Genomic DNA, 17,491 nt, shown 5'->3' on the forward strand with positions numbered 1-17,491 from the left:
TCAAATCTTCATGAATTCGGTCAAGGCGGAAACCACGCCACGATTGGCCTCTTCCGAGCCGATCGTCATGCGCAGCGCGTTGGGAAATCCGTAGCCGGCGACGCGGCGCAGAATATAGCCGCGCTCGGTCAGATACGCATCCGCCGCCTCGGCCGAGCGCCCGTTCTGCGGGAAATGAACCAGAACGAAATTGCCGACGCTCGGCGTCACGCGCAGGCCGATCTTGGTCAATTCGTCCGTTACCCACGGCAACCATGCCTCATTATACGCGACCGCTTCTTCGACATGGTTCCGGTCGCGGATCGCAGCCGCACCTGCCGCGATCGCCAGCGCATTGACGTTGAAGGGGCCGCGCACGCGGTTGACCGCGTCGATGATCGCGGCCGGCGCATACATCCAGCCGATGCGAAGCGCCGCAAGGCCGTGGATCTTGGAAAAGGTGCGCGTCATCACGACGTTCTGCGACGCCGACACGAGTTCCATGCCGGATTCGTAGTCATTGCGGCGCACATATTCGGCATAGGCCGCGTCGAGCACGAGCAGAACGTGCTTCGGCAGGCCAGCATGAAGCCGCCGCACGTCCTCGAAGGGCAGATAGGTGCCGGTCGGATTGTTGGGATTGGCGAGGAAGACGATCCTCGTGCGCTCGGTGACGGCCGCGAGGATGGCATCGACATCCGCGCGCTCGTCCTTTTCCTCGACCACAATCGGCACGCCGCCGGCCGCAAGGATCTGGATGCGATAGACGAGGAAGCCGTGCTCGGTGAAGATGCCCTCGTCGCCCGCCGTCAGATAGGTCTGCGCAAGAAAACCGAGCAGTTCGTCCGATCCGTTCGAGCACAGGATGTTCTGCGCGTTCAGGCCGTGAACTTCAGCGATGGCCATGCGCAATTCGGTGGCCGAACCGTCCGGGTAGAATTCGGCATGGGAGAGCACCTGCGCCGCCGCATCTAGCGCATCCGGCGACGCGCCGAGCGGCGTCTCGTTGGACGACAGCTTGTGAACCTTGCCTTTCGACGCGTCGCCGTGCTTGCCGGGCACATAGGCTGCGATATCCATCACACCGGGGCGGGGCTGCGGGCGAAGCGTGTCGGTCATGGTCGATTGTCCACGTTTGGGAAGGCGGCTTTCATCTATCAAGCTTTGCGATTGACGCAAAGGGCGAGCGTGCCTAAAAGCGCCTGAAGACCCGTGGTGATTTGGCCGGTCGGCTTGCAGCCACGTTAAACAAATTGCTAAAGGGCCGCCTGCAACAGTCCGTCGGGACCGGCCGTGAATTCGTCGCCGGTCCTTTTTCGTTCTGGAGTGCGCCATGCCGATCAAGATCCCCGACCAGCTTCCCGCCCGCGACGTCCTCGTGCGCGAGGGCGTGTCCGTCATGGACGAGCAGACGGCGCTCCGGCAGGACATACGCCCCCTGCAGATCGGTCTTCTCAACTTGATGCCGAACAAGATCCGCACCGAAACGCAGTTTGCAAGGCTGATCGGCGCGACGCCGCTCCAGATAGAGTTGACGCTCGTGCGGATCGGCACCCACAAGGCAAGGAACACGCCCGAGGATCACCTGATCTCGTTCTACCGCACATGGGAGGAGGTTCGCGAGCGCAGGTTCGACGGCTTTATCGTGACGGGGGCGCCTATCGAATTGCTGCCGTTTGAGGAGGTCGGCTACTGGGAGGAACTGACGCAGATCCTGGATTGGACGACGACGAACGTGCACTCGCCGTTCTTCATCTGCTGGGGCGCGATGGCTGCAGCCTGGCATTTTCACCAATTGCCGAAATACCCGCTTGAGGAAAAGGCATTCGGCGTGTTCCGCCATCGCAACAACGCGCCCGCATCGCCCTATCTCACCGGCGTCTCGGACGATTTCGCCGTGCCGGTGTCGCGCTGGACGGAAGTCCGCTCGGCCGACATCCGGCCCGGCTCCGGTCTCGAACTCCTGATGGAATCGGATGCGACCGGGCCTTGCATGCTGGCGGAAAGGGCCGGCAACCGCCTCTATATGTTCAATCACATCGAATATGATTCCACGTCGCTGAAGGAAGAATACGACCGCGACGTCGCCGCCGGCGTGAAGACGCGGCTGCCCCACGCCTATTATCCCGACGACGACCCGGCACGCGCGCCGCTCAACCGCTGGCGCTCGCACGCCCATCTTTTGTTCGGCAACTGGATCAACCAGGTCTACCAGACGACGGCTTATGAGCTCGACGACATAGGCAGATCCGGGCGCCCGTAAAGGGCCGGATCGGTCAGGAAACCGGTCAGCCGCGCTTTTCTATGACGAAGCGATGACCGCCTTCGACGACCTCGCTCGAAAGGAGCCGGTGGCCGTCTTCCGCGCAGAACGCCGGAACGTCGATGCTTGCCAGCGGGTCCGTCGTCTCGATGGTCAGCGTGTCGCCGACCGTCATCGCCTGAAGGCGCTTGCGTGTCTTCAACACCGGCAGGGGACAGTTCAGCCCCCGAAGATCGTAGATTTCGCTCAAGCGGGTCTCAGTTGCCGAACAGGCTCATCAGACGGCCAAGACGCGACGGTTGTTCGGTTGGCTGCGCCGCGACCACCGGCGCTGCGGCCTCTACGGCCTCCGCTGCCGTTTCGGCGGGCGGCGGCGCGGCGGGAGCGGCGACTGGCGCTGATTGCGGTGCGGAGCGTGTAATCGATGCCGTCGTCACCGCGGGACGCTCGCTCGGCGGACGCGTGGAGACCATGATTCCGGACTGCTCGAAATTCGGCGGTTCCTGGCTGACGCGTTCACCGCGCGCGCGCTTTCGCGACCAGTCGGCCACGAGCGTCGCTTCCTTGACGCCTGTGATCGACGCTGCGGGCTTCGATGTCGACGTCGACAAAGCCGAGGTGAATGCGGCGTCGAACGTCGTCTGGTAGGTCTTGTAGGCCGTCTGCAAGGCTTCGGGCTGCGTCGCGGCCGGGCAGGCCCCGGTCGGCGAGAAGGCGCTCCCGTCGGCGGTGAACTGGTTGAACACGTAGCGGCGCTCGCACACGTCGACCTTCGGCGGCACCTTGGTGATCTCGAAGTGGTCGTAGCCTTCCTTGAGCATGGTCCAGAATTCGTAATTCGGATCGCTCTTGTAGCGCGCCATGTTCTGCGCGGTCATGCGGAAGGGGAATGCCTGGAGCTGGAATGCCTGCTGACCACCCTTGAAGGCATCGCGCGCAAACGCGTAAATCTGCTCCACACTCTCGTCGGTCATCGAATAGCAGCCCGACGATGAACACCCGCCATGCACCATCAGATGCTGGCCCGAGCGGCCATGCGCGCGGTCGTAGACATTGGGAAAGCCGATGTTGAACGAGAGGTGATAGCTCGAATTCGGGTTCATCTGGTGTGAGGCCACCGTGTAAAACCCTTCGGGTGCCTGCCGGTCGCCCTCGGTGAATTTCGGGCCGAGCTTTCCCGACCATTTGCAGATTTCATAGGTCTGGACGAGATCATAGCGACCGTTGTCCTTCTGCTTCCAGACCTCCAGAACCGCCTCTTCCTTGAAAAGGCGCACCATGATGGGCGACGTGGTCGTCATCCCCTTCGCCTTCATCGTCTGAACGATCTTGGCCGGCAATTGCCGCTCGGCCTTCGGCGCGATGTCTTCGAGGGACGCATTGCAGCCCGCCAGCATCGTGGCGGCGGCGAGAAGGGTTACGTGCGCAAGGCGAAGATTCATGGTCGTGGACGGCTCTCGTTCATCCCGGGCGACGCATGGCGCGATCCGTCCCGTAAAATCCGACGCTAGACTGGTTAACCTTGAAAAACCCTTACTACAACATAAAAAAGCTGACCACCTGACGCTGGGAGAGTATCAACCGATATTCCGGCCGATGGCCAGGAACTTTTCGCGGCGATGTTCGCGGTAGTCCATGTTCGCGCTGCGCAGTTCCTCGAAACCGCGCGCGATCTGCTCGCCGGCGGCCTCGATGACGTTCTCGCGCCCGCGATGCGCCCCGCCGAGCGGCTCGGCGATGATCCCGTCGATGATCTTCAGGCCGAGCAGATCCTGCGCGGTGATCTTCATGTTCGTCGCCGCATCCTTGGCGCGGGTGGAATCGTGCCACAGGATCGAAGCCGCGCCTTCCGGCGAAATCACCGAATAGATGGAGTGTTCGAGCATATAGACCTTGTTGGCGACCGCGATGGCGATCGCGCCGCCCGAACCGCCCTCGCCGATGACGACGGAAACGGTCGGCACCTTCATGGAAAGGCATTTCGAGGTCGAGCGCGCGATGGCCTCGGCCTGGCCGCGCTCTTCCGCGCCGATGCCCGGATACGCGCCCGCCGTATCGACCAGTGTGACCATCGGCACGTCGTAGCGATCGGCAAGTTCCATGATGCGCACGGCCTTGCGGTAGCCCTCGGGCCGCGCCATGCCGAAATTGTGCTTGAGGCGAGTCTTGGTATCGGAGCCCTTCTCCTGGCCAAGAACGGCGATCGGTTGCCCGCGAAAGCGCGCGAAACCGCCAATGATGGCATTGTCCTCGCCAAAGCCGCGATCGCCGGCGAGCGGTGTGAAATCGGTGAAAAGGCCGGAAACGTAATCCACGCAATGCGGCCGGTCGGGATGGCGCGCGACCTGCGCCTTCTGCCACGGCGTCAGTTGCCGGTACGTATCGCGCAACGCCTCGCGCGAGCGCTTTTCCAGCCGGGCGATCTCGTCGCCGACATCGACCGATTCTCCACTGTCGGCAAGCTTCCTGAGTTCGAGGATCTTGCCTTCGAGGTCTGCGACGGGCTTTTCGAAGTCGAGATAATTATACATGGACTCTCTGGCTTATCCGGAAGATCGGCATGGAAGCGGCCGGGACGGCCAATGCTTGAATGATGCGGGCTTCACATAGCGGTCGAGACGTTAATCGGCAAGCGGATGGTGATTCGAAACCAGTTCGCTCAGTGTCTTGTCGAGAACGTGGGTGTAGATTTGCGTGGTCGAGATGTCGGCATGGCCCAGCAATTGCTGGACCGCGCGCAAATCGGCTCCGTTCTGCAACAGATGGCTGGCAAAGGCGTGGCGCAGGACGTGGGGCGAAAGGTCGGCGGCCTTGATGCCCGCACGCGTGCCCAGCGCCTTCAGCTCGCGCGCCAGCACCTGGCGGGCGACATGCCCTTCGCGCGAGCGGGCCGGAAACAGGAAGCGATTGTCCGTCCATGCCGGATCGGCCTCGCGCAGATCGACCCACGCCTTGAGCGCGTCCCGTGCCTCCGGTGACAGGGGCACGAGCCGGTCCTTGCCGCCCTTGCCGCGAACCATGAAGAAGCGTTCGGGCCGCAGCGCAATCGTGAGCGGCAGTTGCACCAGTTCGGAAACGCGCAGGCCCGTCGCATAAAGCAGTTCGGCCATCGCATGAAGACGCAGGCAACCGGCACGCGCAGCGCCGGAACGCTCCGGCTGCGCCGCTTCGAGCGCTGCCCGCGCCAAAAGGCGCTCTACGACCGTTTCCCCCATGCTTTTGGGCAAGGGGCGGCTCTTGCGCGGCGCATCGATGGTGGCTGTCGGATCGTCGGTGCGCAGACCCTCGGCGTAGAGGAATTTGTAGAACTGGCGCAGCGCGGACAGACGGCGCGCCTGCGACGACGCGCTGAAGCCGCGGATCGCCAAATCCTCCAGATAGTCGCGCAAATCGGCGGCGGAAGCCGCCGCCACCCCGCTGCGATGCGCGGCGAATTGCTGGGCATCGTCCAGGTCGCGTCGATAGGCTGCGAGCGTGTTGTCGCTCGCACCGCGTTCCGTGCTCATCATTTCAAGGAAGGATTCGATCCTCAGGGCACTTGTCATGCACCGACCTTCGGCGTGAATCCTTATCGTTTGATGAAGCCGGGGAACCAACGGCGTGTTCCATCCGTTTGATGCCTGTCAAGGGAACGAGGACATGGAACACATCGCTGCCATTCTTCTGATGATCGGATGCTCGGGCGACCTCGTCAAATGCGAGGAAATCGCCGTACCGACTTTCGCATACGAAACGATGGAAGAATGCGACTCGGATCTTCATTCGGTGCGATCCGCCGCCGATGGAACATATCCGAGGATGTTTGCCGAATGCCTTTCCGTCGATCCCCTGCTCGTCGAGGCTGATGCCGAGCTGGTCTGGGACATCGAGGACGGCAAGCTGGTCGCGTCCCTTGAGCCATTGGCGGAACCGCAGGCGACGATTGCGATGTCGAGCGGAGACGCTATTTCGAACCGTTGGGAATAAACGACTTGATTATTAAACCGCATGCACTTCATTTACACGCCGAAGGGCATGCCCATCCTACTGGAGGCTGTAAATGAAAAAGACGATGATGGCTTTGGCCGCTACCTTGATGATCGCAGCAGGCTGCACGACCGCCGAGCAGACTGCAGTCGGCGGCGCAGCACTCGGTGCAGGCGTCGGCGCAATTGCAACCGGCGATGTCGGTGGTGCAGCGGTCGGCGGCCTGATCGGCGGCACGGCCGGCTATTTGGTTGGCCGCAATCAGCAACGCGACGGCTGGTGCATCTATCGCGACCGCCGCACGGGCGAGCGCTACGAAGCACGTTGCTGATCCGCTGAAGCGGAAGTTTAAAAAGGGGCGCTCCGGCGCCCCTTTTTCGTTGACGATCAGGCCGCGATCTTCAGCGCGCCGGGGCCTGGAACCGCACCGGGCGGGCATTTGCCCAAGATGATCATGCCGAGCACCTCGTCCTGGCTGACGTCCCCGGTCCGCGCCGTGCCGACCACCTGCCCGTTCTTCATCACAACGACGCGGTCGGCGAGATCGAACACGTCGTGGATGTCGTGACTGATCAGGAAGATGCCGATGCCGTCATTCTTGAGCTGCAAAACGAGTTCAGACACCTGCGCCGTTTCCTGCGGGCCGAGCGCGGCGGTCGGCTCGTCCATGATCAGGATGCGGGCGTTGAAATGGATCGCGCGGGCGATGGCGACCGACTGGCGCTGTCCGCCCGACAGTTTCATCACCGGTTCCTTGAAACGCTGAAAGCGCGGATTGAGACGCCCCATCACCTTGCGCGTTTCCGATTCCATCGCCACGTCGTCGAGCGTGCCCCAGGGCGTGCGCAATTCGCGACCCAGAAAGAGATTGGCGGCGGCGTCCACATTGTCGGCCAGCGCCAGCGTCTGGTAGATCGTCTCGATCCCGTATCTCTTCGCGTCGCGCGGATTGGAGATGTCCACGTCCTCGCCATTGACGCGGATCGTGCCGGCATCGCGCCTGTAGGCGCCCGACAATATCTTGATCAGCGTCGACTTGCCCGCGCCGTTATGGCCCAGAAGCGCGACGACTTCGCCGGGAAAAAGATCGATGCTGGCATCGTCGACGGCATGAATGCCGCCGAACGAAATGGAAATGTTGCTCATTTCGACGAGCGGAGTGCGGTTTTCCATCTGTCCCTCCTCAACCGACGCGGCGGCGATAGATCGTGTCGAGCCATACGGCAACGACCAGCACCGCGCCGACGACGATGTTCTGCAACGGCGAATCGACGCCCAAAAGGATCATGCCCGTGGCGAGCGATTGCATCAGAACCGCGCCGATCATCGCGCCGGCAATCGTGCCGACGCCGCCGGACAGCGACGTTCCGCCGATGACGGCGGCGGCAATCACCAGAAGCTCATCCAGCGTCCCTTGCGCGTTCGTCGCGGCATTGAGGCGGGCCGTGGAGATGCACGCGCCGATGGCCGCCAGCCCGCCCATCAGCATGAAGATCTTCATGGTGATCCAGCGTGTATTGATGCCGGCGAGCGCTGCGGCCTCCGGGTTGCCGCCGATCGCGAAGACGTAGCGGCCGAAACGCGTGCGCGTTGCCAGAAAGGTCATCGCGATGCCGACCGCGATCGCGATCAGCACCGGAATGGCGATGCCGTGCGCGATGAACAGCCCCCCTTCGGGAATTTCGATATTGTTGGCCTGTGCGTAGCGGTTCACGATTCCGGCCGGCCACGGATAGGAATTGGCGACGTGGACGGCGCCGAGGATGAGGACGCAGGCGACCGTGCCTAAAAATCCCTCGGCCCATAGCGGGCGAAGCGGGAACTTGAAGCGCCGGCGCTGCTTGCGCGCGTTCCAGATGAAGAAGATCACGGCGGCGCAGGCGATCAGGCCGACCACCCAGCTCCATGTCGCCCCGATCGCTCCTTCCGCCCCGCCGCCCAGAAGACGGAAAGTCGGGTTCATCGGCGCGACGGTCTGGCCGCTCGTCACCCACCAGGCCGCCCCGCGCCACACGAGAAGGCCGCCAAGCGTCACGATGAAGGCCGGCACCTGCATATAGGCGATGATGTAGCCGTGCAGCGCGCCGATCGCGACGCCTGCCACAAGACCGATGAGGATCGCCAGAATCCAGATCGCGGGACTTGTAAAACCGAGATATTGCGGCAGGTAGGTCACCTGCGCCACGCCCATGATCATGCCGGTGACGCCGAGGATCGAGCCGACAGAAAGGTCGATGTTCCGCGTGACGATGACCAGAACCATGCCGGTCGCCATGACGGCGACGGATGCGGACTGCACCGACAGGTTCCACAAATTTCGCGGTGTCAGGAACAGCCCGCCCGACATGACGTGAAAGATGATCCAGATGACCGCCAGCGCGCCCAGCATGCCGAGCATGCGGGTATCGAGTTCGGTGGCTTTCATGAAGCGGGCGACAGAGCCCTGCTGGGACGCACGGGCCGAATCGACCGGCGCGGGAGACGTCGTGTCCGACATCGGTTCCTCCATCGCGAGCGCTGAAAACGCTGCGCATCACACTTTATGGATACGCCGCGGCTTTCGTCAAACCGCGGCGTCTTGGTCGGCGAAGCGCCGGTCTTAGTCGCAGGCCGCGGCCGAGCCTGCTGCAACGCCCTGGCACACGACATCCTTCGAGACCCACCCGGCGTCGATGATGACGTCGAGATTGTCCTTCGTGATCGCGACCGGCGTCAGGAAGACGGCGTTCATGTCGACCCCGTTGGGGCCGTCCGACCACTGCACCACATTCGCGATGTCGGTCATGGCCGCGCCGCCGGCGAGTTCGTTGGCGATTTCCGCCGCTGCCTTGCCGAGTTCGCGCGAGTCCTTCCAGATCGAGACGGTCTGGGTACCGAGCGCGATGCGATTGAGCGCGGCATGGTCGGCGTCCTGCCCCGAAACCGGCACGGAACCGGCAAGTCCCTGCGCGTCGAGCGCGGCGATCGCGCCCCCGGCCGTGCCGTCGTTCGAGGCGACGACTGCGGCGACCTCGTTATTGCTCTGGGTCAGGAACTGCTCCATGTTGCGCTGCGCGTTGGCAGGCAGCCAGCCATCCGTATAGGCTTCGCCGACATTGGTGATCGCGCCGGAATCGATCGCGTCCTGAAGCACTTCCATCTGCCCCGCGAACAGGAAGTCGGCATTCGGATCGGACGACGAGCCCTTGATGAAGACGTAATTGCCCTCGGGCTGGACGTCGAACACTGACTGGGCCTGCATGCGGCCCACTTCCTTGTTGTCGAAGGTCAGATAGAAGGCGTCCGGATTCTCGATCAGGCGATCGTAGCCCACGACCGGGATGCCTTCGTCGACGGCGTTCTGCACGGCCGGAGCGATGGCCGAGGAATCCTGCGCCAGAATGATCAGCGCATTGGCGCCCTGGCTGATCAGCGATTCCACGTCGGTGAGCTGCTTGGCAGCCGAAGACTGCGCGTCGGCGGAAATGTAGCTGTTTCCGGCGGCCTCGATCGCTTCCTTCATCGCCGCCTCGTCGGTCTTCCAGCGCTCTTCCTGAAAGTTCGACCAGGAAACGCCGATGACGAGCCCTTCGGCCTTCGCGGCGGCGACAAGCGTCATCGACATCGCGACACCCGCCAGCAAGGCGGTTGTGAAAATCTTCATGATATCCTCCCTGCGCCGCGAGCGGCGCCTCCTTGGTTTGCCTCTCGGCAGCGGGAAGCTCTTTTTTTCGAGCCTCGAAAAAAATAATGACGCAGCATTTCCGGTGTGTCAATATCCTTCGAAAGGTGCATTAAGACGCCTTGGAGGAACCTGCCATGACCATGGGCGTACGCCACGACGATTTGCGCAAGCGAAACCGCGCAATGGTGATCGCCGCTGTTCGCCGCGAGGGCCAGCCGTCGCGCACGGATCTCGTCAACCGGACAGGCCTCAGCCATTCCACGATCTCGGCAATCTCCTCCGACCTGATCGCCGAAGGCGTGCTGCGCCAGGTCAAGGGCACCGGCAACGACATCGTCCGGCGCGGCCGGCCCCAGGTCTCGCTCGGGCTGGAGCCGCGGGCGGGAACCGTGCTCACCGTCGTTCTTCTGCTCAATACGCTTTCGGCGACCGTCATCGATTATTCCGGCCGGACCATCGCGGAGCGGCGCGAGCGCCTGTCGACGCTGACCATCTCCAGGGACGAACTGGTCGACGCGGTCTGCGCAATGGTCGAAGGCGTGCTGTCCGATTCGGGACATGAGGCGGGCGACGTGATGCGCATGACGATGGCCGTCCAGGGCATCACCGATTCGGACGCGCGCGCTTTGTTGTGGACACCGATCACGCCGCATAGCGGCATCGCCTTCGCCGACCTTCTCGAAAACCGTTTCGGCTTTCCCGTCACCGTACAGAACGACTGCAACATGATCGCACTCGCGCTGCGCGCGCGCGATCCCGAACGCTACCGCGACAATTTCGTGACGATCCTGCTGTCGAACGGCATCGGCATGGGCTTGGTGCTGCGCGGCGAATTGTTCACCGGGGCCTATTCGTCGGGCGGCGAGTTCGGGCACATGATCCACCGGCCGCATGGGGCGCTGTGCCGGTGCGGGCGTCATGGCTGCATCGAGGCCTATGCCGGAAACTACGCGATCCTGCGCGCGTCGGAAGGCTACAGCGATCAGTCCGAGCCGGACGCGGATGTCGATCAGGACACCATGCTGCGGCTGGCAGGCGACGCAAGACGGCAGGACGGCCCCGCCCGCGACGCGTTCACACGGGCGGGCGAGGCGCTGGGTTACGGGCTGGGGTCATTGTTCGCCCTGATCGATCCGGCTCCCGTGGCGGTCGTCGGCCCCGGCACGCTCGCCTTCGACATCATCGAACCGGCGATCCGAAAGGCGATCGCGCAGACGGCCGGCGGGCAGCACGATGCGGTTATCTCCTTCGACCTGCAAACCGACGAGATGCCGCTGATCCTCGAAGGTTGCGCGCGCAAGGCGCTCGAAGCGGTCGACACCGAACTGTTCGCACCCGGCTATATCAACGCCATGCAGGCGGCGGCGGGTTAGAGCAGTTCCAGCAAAAGTGTGCAGCGGTTTTGCATCCGGAACTGCGTAAAAAAACCTTCAGCTTTCGTTGATCGAATAGCCTGCGCCGCGGATCGTGCGGATCACGTCCGGCGCGCCGTTCGGATTGATCGCCTTGCGCAGGCGTCCGACATGAACGTCGACGGTTCGCTCATCGATATAGTTCGTCTCGCCCCACACGCTGTCGAGCAGATGTCCGCGCGAGAAGACGCGGCCGGGATGCTGCATCAGGAATTCCAGAAGCCGGAATTCGGTCGGCCCCAGATGCACCTCCAGCGGGCCGCGATAGACGCGGTGCGCCTCCCGGTCGAGCACGATGTCGCCGACTTTGAGCACGCTCGAAAGCACTTCCGGCTTCGCACGCCGCAGAAGCGCGCGCACGCGGGCGACGAATTCGGGCGTCGAGAAGGGCTTGACGAGATAGTCGTCCGCTCCGGTCGCAAGTCCGCGCACCCGGTCGCTTTCCTCGCCGCGCGCCGTCAGCATGATGATCGGCAGACGTTCCGTTTCGGGCCGCATCCTCAGCCGCCGGCACAATTCGATGCCGGAAACGGCCGGAACCATCCAGTCGAGGACGAGAAGGTCCGGCACGGTTTCCTGAAGCCGGATTTCGGCGTCGTCGCCGCGCATGATCGTCTCGACCTGATAGCCTTCCGCCTCCAGATTGTATCGGATCAGCACGCCGAGCGCTTCCTCATCCTCGACGACCATGATCTTCGGCGCCATCATTTGCGGGTCCTCACCGCGGATCGCCGGAAATCGACGTCTCGTCGATCTTTGGCCGGTGGACCGGCAATTGCTTGCCCACCATCATGTAATAGGCATTCTCGGCGATGTTCGTGGCGTGATCGCCGATGCGCTCGAGATTTTTGGCGCAGAACAGAAGATGCGTGCATGGCGTGATGTTGCGCGGATCTTCCATCATGTAGGTCAGGAGTTCGCGGAACACGGCCGTGTAGTGGACGTCGATTTTCTCGTCGTCGGCCCTGAGCGTGACGAGCGCGTCGGCGTTGCGCCCGACATAATTGTCGATGACGCCCGCGAGCTGCGCGCGCACCAGACCGGCCATCGTGTCGATCGAATGGGACAATTTGCGCTGCATCACGCCCGAGCCGACGGCGTTGACGCGCTTGGAGATGTTCTTGGCCAGATCGCCGATGCGCTCCAGGTCGCTCGCCATGCGGATCGCACCGACGACCGCGCGCAAATCCTGCGCCATGGGCTGGCGCTTGGCGATCAGCGTGATCGCCCGCTCGTCGATCTGGCGCTGCTTGTCGTCCATCGACAGATCGTCCGAAATGACGCGCTGGGCGAGCCCGACATCGTTGTCGAGCAGCGACTTCGTCGCCGACGACACCATGTCCTGCGCCAGATCGCCCATTTCGCGGATCAGCCGGTCGATTGCGCCGAGTTCCTCGTCGAAAGAGGCTACGATATGTCCACCCATGGTCCCTGCCCTCTTCCCGTCGGTCAGCCGAAGCGGCCGGTGACGTAGTCTTGCGTACGCTTGTCGTTGGGCGCGGTGAAGATCGTTTCCGTCGGCCCTTCCTCGACCAGCAGTCCCAGATGGAAGAACGCCGTGCGCTGCGACACGCGCGCCGCCTGCTGCATCGAGTGCGTGACGATCGCGATCGTGTAGTTGGCGCGCAATTCGTCGATCAGTTCCTCGATCTTGGCGGTTGCGATCGGGTCGAGCGCGGAGCAGGGCTCGTCCATCAGGATCACCTCGGGCGAGACGGCGATGGCGCGGGCGATGCACAGGCGCTGCTGCTGGCCACCCGAAAGCCCGGTGCCCGGCTCGTGCAGACGATCCTTCACCTCTTCGAAGAGGCTCGCTTTGCGAAGGCTGGTGACGACGATCTCTTCAAGCTCGGTCTTGTTCGTCGCAAGCCCGTGGATCTTCGGCCCGTAGGCGACATTCTCGAAGATCGATTTGGGGAACGGGTTCGGTTTTTGAAACACCATGCCGACGCGTGCGCGCAGTTCCACCACGTCGATCTTGGGATCGTAGACATCCTGCCCGTCGAGCTTGATATCGCCCTCGACGCGGCAGCCCTCGATCGTGTCGTTCATGCGGTTGAGGCAGCGAAGGAAGGTGGACTTGCCGCAGCCCGAAGGGCCGATGAACGCGATGACGGAGCGATCCGGCACGTCGACGCAGACGTCGAACAAGGCCTGTTTCTGCCCGTAGAAAACGTTGACGTTCTGCGCCGTCACCCGCGCCTTGGGCGCCCGCTGCTGCTTTGGCGTATTTGCGACGTCGACGAAGGGACCGGAAGACATGTTCATGTCGGTATTCTCCGATTTGGCGATGTTGGTCATCTGCGGCGCTCCAATCGGCTGCGGAGGAAGATGGCGATCGCGTTCAGGCTTATCATGAGCGCCAGAAGAACGATAATCGCGGCCGATGTGCGCGCCTCGAAAAAGTTGCGGTTCTCGTTGCCCTGCCACAGATAGATCTGGACCGGCAAGGCGGTGGACTGGTCGAAGGGCGAGCCCGGCACCGACGCGACGAAGGCGTTCATGCCGATCAGAAGCAGCGGGGCGGTTTCGCCGAGCGCCTGCGCAACGCCGATGATCGTAGCGGTGAGGATGCCCGGATAAGTGACCGGCAGGACGTGGTGGAACACCGTCTGCGTCTTCGACGCGCCGAGCCCGAGGGCCGCCTGCCGGAGCGACGGCGGCACGGCCCGCAGCGACGAGCGCGTCGCGATGATGATGGTCGGCAAGGTCATCAGCGTCAGCACGAGACCGCCGACGATGGGCGCCGAAAGCGGCAGGCGGAAATAGTTGATGAAGACCGCCGCGCCCAGAAGACCGAACACGATGGAAGGCACCGCCGCCAGATTGTTGATGTTGACCTCGATGATATCCGTCAGCCGGTTCTTCGGCGCGAACTCTTCTAGATAAATCGCGCTGGCGACGCCGATCGGCACCGCAAGCACGATCACCACCATCATCATGTAGAGCGAACCCATGAAGGCGCCCGCAAGGCCCGCGCTTGCCGGAGCCGAGCGTGAATCCGTGTTGGTGAAGATATGCCAGGCGAACGCCATGCGGATATTGCCGTCGGCATAAAGCTCGTCGGCAAGCGCGCGCGCGGGGGCCGACAATTGCTGCTGCGAATCTGGCAGGTCGCGGTTGATGTTGCCCTTGAGCCAGTTGTCCGCATTGGCCGAGGCGAGGAGCTGCATGTCGACGGTTTGGCCGAGCAGATTCGGATTGGCGACGAAGGCGTCGCGCAGCTTGAAGCGTTCGGCGCTGTCGATCAGCGACTGCAGGTCGCGGGAGCTGATTTCGGAACCCGGCGCGAGGCTGCGCACCGCGTCCTCGACCACGCGGTTCCAGTTCACGAGCGTCACGTCGCGCTGCCAGCGAAGATCGGCCGCGCGGAAGTCGGCAGCCGATTGACCGCTTTCCCGCACCGGCCTCGGCTCGAGGTCGATGAGTTCCTGAGAGAACGTCACCGGCACCGTCAGCGTCGCCTGCTGGAAAGCTGGCAAGCCCTTGGAAAGGATCATCGCGAACAAAATGGCGACGAAGGTCAGCGCCGCGGCGATGGCGACGATGCCGTAGAGACGGAACCGCTTTTCGCGGGCGTGGCGCTTCCCAAGGCCGGCGCGAATGCGCTTGAGCCGCGCCTGCGAGCCGTCCGTCGGGGATGCGTTCTGGCTGAGATCAGTCATGACTATTCGTACTGCTCCCGGAAGCGGCGGACGATGTAGAGGGCGGCCATGTTGAGGAAGAGCGTCATCACGAAGAGCGTCAGGCCGAGCGCGAACGCGACGAGCGATTGCGGCGAGGCGAAATCCTGGTCGCCGGTAAGCTGATTGACGATTGTCACCGTGACGGTCGAGATCGGCTCGCCCGGATTGGCGCGCAGAAATGGGCTGTTGCCTGCCGCCAGAACGACGATCATGGTTTCGCCGATGGCGCGGCTGACGGCCAGAAGAAAGGCGCCGACGATGCCGGGAAGCGCGGCCGGCAGCACCACCCGCTTGATGGTTTCGGACTGCGTCGCGCCAAGTCCGATCGAGCCGTCGATCATGGCGCGCGGGACCTGGCGCAGGATGTCGTCGGACAGCGAGGAGATGAAGGGGATGATCATGATCCCCATCACGATGCCCGCCGTCAGCGCGGACGTGGCACGGATGTCGACACCGATCGATGCACCGAAGGCGGAGAGTGCCGGGCCGACCGTGACGAGCGCGAAGAAGCCGTAGACGATGGTCGGAATGCCCGCCAGAATCTCGATCATCGGCTTGACGATGGAGCGCACGCGCGGCTTGGCGTATTGCGACAGGTAGATCGCCGTCATCAGGCCGATCGGCAGCGCGACGAACATGGCGATGCCCGCCACCATCACGGTGCCCCACAATAGCGGGAGCAGGCCATACTGGCCGCTGCCCGCACCGGTCGTCGAAAAGCGTGGGTTCCAGACGGTGCCGAAGAAGAAGTCGATCGGGCTGACGAACGTGAAGAAGCGCGCCGCCTCGAAGACGAGTGACAGGACGATGCCGAGTGTCGTCAGGATCGCGACGCCGGAGCAGGCGAGAAGCAGATAGCGAACCAGCCGCTCGACCTCGTTGCGCGCCCGAAGCCGGGTGGCGATGCGGCGGCGTGCGAAATAGAGCGACACGCCCGCAAAGGCGGCGGCAGCCGCCAGCACCGTCGCCGACGCGATGAGCTGGAACCGGCGCAGTGCCTCGCCGGCCGCAGCCTCGTAGGGCTGGACTTCGCCCGCCACGCCGAAGCCGGAGGCGATGGCCCGCACACGCTGGATCGCGCTTTGGAGGGCCGCACCGCCCGTATCGACGATTTCGGCGGGCAGATTGGCAAGGATGAATGCGCGTGATGCCGACGTTCCGAACAGGGCCCAAAGGCCGAAGATCACGAGCGCGGGCGCAATTGTCCAGATCGCAACCAGCGAACCGTGATAGGCGGGCCGGGAATGTAGGCGGCCTTCAGGCGTTGCCAGCCGGCGGCTCAACGACCAGCCCTGCTGATAGGCGAGGCTGAGGACGGCAAGGAGAAGAAGCGCCACCATCCAGCTATTCATGTCGTCGTCTCCGCTTGGCCCGCGAATTCCTGTAGCAGCAGAAGGCCCGGTCTATGACGGGCCTTCTGCCTTTTCCAAAGCTTGTCGCTTAGAGCTGGTCGGCCGTGATCGCCTCGCGGGCGTCGAACTTGGCCTGAACGTCGGCAGTCTCTTCGGCCGGAGCCGGGATCAGGCCTGCGCCTTCGAGCGCACCGCCTTCGCCGGCCATCTGGTCGGAGAGGAAGAAGGAGACGTATTCTTCAAGACCCGGCACGACGCCGATATGCTCGCCCTTGACGTAGAAGAAGAGCGGACGCGACACCGGGTATTCACCCGCAGCGATGGTTTCGAGCGAAGGCTCGATGCCGGAGATCGTTGCGACCTTCAGCGTGTCGCGGTTCTGGTCGTAGAAGGACAGGCCGAAAACGCCGACCGTGTCGGCATTCGACTGAAGGCGCGCGAGCGTCTCCGTGTAGTCGCCGGCGATTTCGATCACGACGTCCTGACGCAGCGCCGTGCAGGCGGCCTCCATTGCCTCTTCTTCCATCTCCGGCAGTTCGGCAGCTTCGCAACCCTCGACGAGAACCCGTTCCTCGAAGACTTCGCGGGTGCCGTGATTGGATGCCGGGATGGCCATCGAGATCGGCTGGTTCGGGAGCGAATCGTCGATCTCGTTCCAGGTCGTGTACGGGTTGGCGACCATCTCGCCGTCGACCGGAACCTGAGCGGCGATTGCCTTGAAGACGTGGACCGGTTCGAGCGCGAAGTCCTCCTTGTCGGCCGACACGGCGAAGACGATGCCATCATAGCCGAACTGCACTTCAAGAATCTCGTTCACGCCGGCGCCGTTGCAGGCCTCGATTTCGCCAGCCTGAATGCGGCGCGAGGAATTGGCGATGTCGATCGTGTTGTCGCCGGTGCCCTGGCAGAACTGGCGAAGACCGCCGCCCGAACCGCCCGAGCCGACGACCGGCGCGTTGAATTCGGGAAACGCGTTGCCGAATTCTTCGGCAACGATGGAAGCGAAAGGAAGAACCGTCGACGAACCGGCAATCTGGATCGTGTCACGCGACTGGGCGGTCGCGGCACCGGCCGAAGCGGCGATGGCGATTGCAGCCGCGGATGCTGCGAAAACGAACTTTTTCATGGAGCCTACCCCTGTTCAGAAATCTCTTCTGCTGCCGCACTTG

At 63.3% G+C, this 17,491-nt stretch carries 18 protein-coding genes and 1 riboswitch; of the genes, 4 read left to right on the forward strand and 14 right to left on the reverse strand.

Features of this window, described 5'->3' with window-relative positions; all coding sequences use genetic code 11:
- The gene (gene hisC, locus GTW25_RS16645; protein ID WP_252913337.1) at positions 1-1,098 is read right to left on the reverse strand and encodes a histidinol-phosphate transaminase; all 1,098 of its coding nucleotides are present in this window, start codon (positions 1,096-1,098) and stop codon (positions 1-3) included.
- Positions 1,099-1,181: 83 nt separating this feature from the next.
- Positions 1,182-1,259: riboswitch (SAM riboswitch) on the forward strand.
- Positions 1,260-1,312: 53 nt separating this feature from the next.
- Between hisC and GTW25_RS16650 the strand changes: the two genes are divergently transcribed.
- The gene (locus GTW25_RS16650; protein ID WP_252913338.1) at positions 1,313-2,242 is read left to right on the forward strand and encodes a homoserine O-succinyltransferase; all 930 of its coding nucleotides are present in this window, start codon (positions 1,313-1,315) and stop codon (positions 2,240-2,242) included.
- A gap of 25 nt (positions 2,243-2,267) precedes the next feature.
- Here GTW25_RS16650 and GTW25_RS16655 read toward each other — a convergent pair whose 3' ends face one another.
- The 4 genes from GTW25_RS16655 to GTW25_RS16670 all read right to left on the reverse strand — a co-directional run bounded on the left by GTW25_RS16655 (position 2,268) and on the right by GTW25_RS16670 (position 5,787).
- Positions 2,268-2,492, reverse strand: coding sequence for a sulfurtransferase TusA family protein (locus GTW25_RS16655; protein ID WP_252913339.1), 225 nt, complete (start codon positions 2,490-2,492; stop codon positions 2,268-2,270).
- Positions 2,493-2,499: 7 nt separating this feature from the next.
- Positions 2,500-3,684 (reverse strand): L,D-transpeptidase family protein, encoded by a 1,185-nt coding sequence (locus tag GTW25_RS16660; protein ID WP_308206268.1) that lies wholly within the window; start codon positions 3,682-3,684, stop codon positions 2,500-2,502.
- A 135-nt stretch (positions 3,685-3,819) separates the two neighbouring features.
- A complete protein-coding gene (locus tag GTW25_RS16665) occupies positions 3,820-4,773 on the reverse strand; it encodes an acetyl-CoA carboxylase carboxyltransferase subunit alpha (protein ID WP_252913340.1) in 954 nt (317 codons plus the stop codon).
- Between the two features lie 90 nt (positions 4,774-4,863).
- Positions 4,864-5,787 (reverse strand): site-specific tyrosine recombinase XerD, encoded by a 924-nt coding sequence (locus GTW25_RS16670; RefSeq protein ID WP_252913341.1) that lies wholly within the window; start codon positions 5,785-5,787, stop codon positions 4,864-4,866.
- A 94-nt stretch (positions 5,788-5,881) separates the two neighbouring features.
- Here GTW25_RS16670 and GTW25_RS16675 point away from each other — a divergent pair, with 94 nt between their 5' ends.
- Both GTW25_RS16675 and GTW25_RS16680 read left to right on the forward strand, forming a co-directional pair.
- Positions 5,882-6,208: a hypothetical protein gene (locus GTW25_RS16675; protein ID WP_252913342.1), complete on the forward strand. Its 327-nt coding sequence runs from the start codon at positions 5,882-5,884 to the stop codon at positions 6,206-6,208.
- A 73-nt stretch (positions 6,209-6,281) separates the two neighbouring features.
- Positions 6,282-6,539 (forward strand): YMGG-like glycine zipper-containing protein, encoded by a 258-nt coding sequence (locus GTW25_RS16680; RefSeq protein WP_252913343.1) that lies wholly within the window; start codon positions 6,282-6,284, stop codon positions 6,537-6,539.
- Between the two features lie 56 nt (positions 6,540-6,595).
- On the opposite strand, the gene GTW25_RS16685 is transcribed toward GTW25_RS16680, so the two are convergent.
- From GTW25_RS16685 to xylF, 3 genes are all read right to left on the reverse strand, one after another.
- Positions 6,596-7,381: an ATP-binding cassette domain-containing protein gene (locus tag GTW25_RS16685; RefSeq protein ID WP_252913344.1), complete on the reverse strand. Its 786-nt coding sequence runs from the start codon at positions 7,379-7,381 to the stop codon at positions 6,596-6,598.
- Between the two features lie 10 nt (positions 7,382-7,391).
- Complete coding sequence (locus tag GTW25_RS16690) at positions 7,392-8,705, reverse strand: sugar ABC transporter permease (protein ID WP_252913345.1); 1,314 nt, start codon at positions 8,703-8,705, stop codon at positions 7,392-7,394.
- A 102-nt stretch (positions 8,706-8,807) separates the two neighbouring features.
- Complete coding sequence (gene xylF, locus GTW25_RS16695) at positions 8,808-9,851, reverse strand: D-xylose ABC transporter substrate-binding protein (protein ID WP_252913346.1); 1,044 nt, start codon at positions 9,849-9,851, stop codon at positions 8,808-8,810.
- 155 nt (positions 9,852-10,006) lie between these two features.
- Here xylF and GTW25_RS16700 point away from each other — a divergent pair, with 155 nt between their 5' ends.
- Positions 10,007-11,245 (forward strand): ROK family protein, encoded by a 1,239-nt coding sequence (locus GTW25_RS16700; protein ID WP_252913347.1) that lies wholly within the window; start codon positions 10,007-10,009, stop codon positions 11,243-11,245.
- Positions 11,246-11,302: 57 nt separating this feature from the next.
- Here the strand turns inward: GTW25_RS16700 and phoB are convergent, their stop codons facing one another.
- From phoB to GTW25_RS16730, 6 genes are all read right to left on the reverse strand, one after another.
- Positions 11,303-11,992: a phosphate regulon transcriptional regulator PhoB gene (gene phoB, locus GTW25_RS16705; protein ID WP_252913348.1), complete on the reverse strand. Its 690-nt coding sequence runs from the start codon at positions 11,990-11,992 to the stop codon at positions 11,303-11,305.
- A 10-nt stretch (positions 11,993-12,002) separates the two neighbouring features.
- Positions 12,003-12,710 carry a phosphate signaling complex protein PhoU gene (gene phoU / locus GTW25_RS16710; protein WP_252913349.1) on the reverse strand — a complete coding sequence of 236 codons (708 nt, stop codon included), beginning with the start codon at positions 12,708-12,710 and terminating at the stop codon, positions 12,003-12,005.
- A 23-nt stretch (positions 12,711-12,733) separates the two neighbouring features.
- Positions 12,734-13,552: a phosphate ABC transporter ATP-binding protein PstB gene (gene pstB, locus GTW25_RS16715; protein ID WP_372493219.1), complete on the reverse strand. Its 819-nt coding sequence runs from the start codon at positions 13,550-13,552 to the stop codon at positions 12,734-12,736.
- A 29-nt stretch (positions 13,553-13,581) separates the two neighbouring features.
- A complete protein-coding gene (gene pstA / locus GTW25_RS16720; RefSeq protein WP_252913350.1) occupies positions 13,582-14,949 on the reverse strand; it encodes a phosphate ABC transporter permease PstA in 1,368 nt (455 codons plus the stop codon).
- 2 nt (positions 14,950-14,951) lie between these two features.
- Complete coding sequence (pstC, locus tag GTW25_RS16725) at positions 14,952-16,322, reverse strand: phosphate ABC transporter permease subunit PstC (RefSeq protein ID WP_252913351.1); 1,371 nt, start codon at positions 16,320-16,322, stop codon at positions 14,952-14,954.
- An 88-nt stretch (positions 16,323-16,410) separates the two neighbouring features.
- Positions 16,411-17,448, reverse strand: a complete 1,038-nt coding sequence (locus tag GTW25_RS16730; RefSeq protein ID WP_252913352.1) for a substrate-binding domain-containing protein — start codon at positions 17,446-17,448, stop codon at positions 16,411-16,413.
- Positions 17,449-17,491: the final 43 nt, after the last annotated feature.

Origin of the sequence: Aliihoeflea aestuarii, from assembly GCF_024105665.1 — a bacterium.
Taxonomy (GTDB): Bacteria; Pseudomonadota; Alphaproteobacteria; order Rhizobiales; family Rhizobiaceae; genus Aliihoeflea; species Aliihoeflea aestuarii.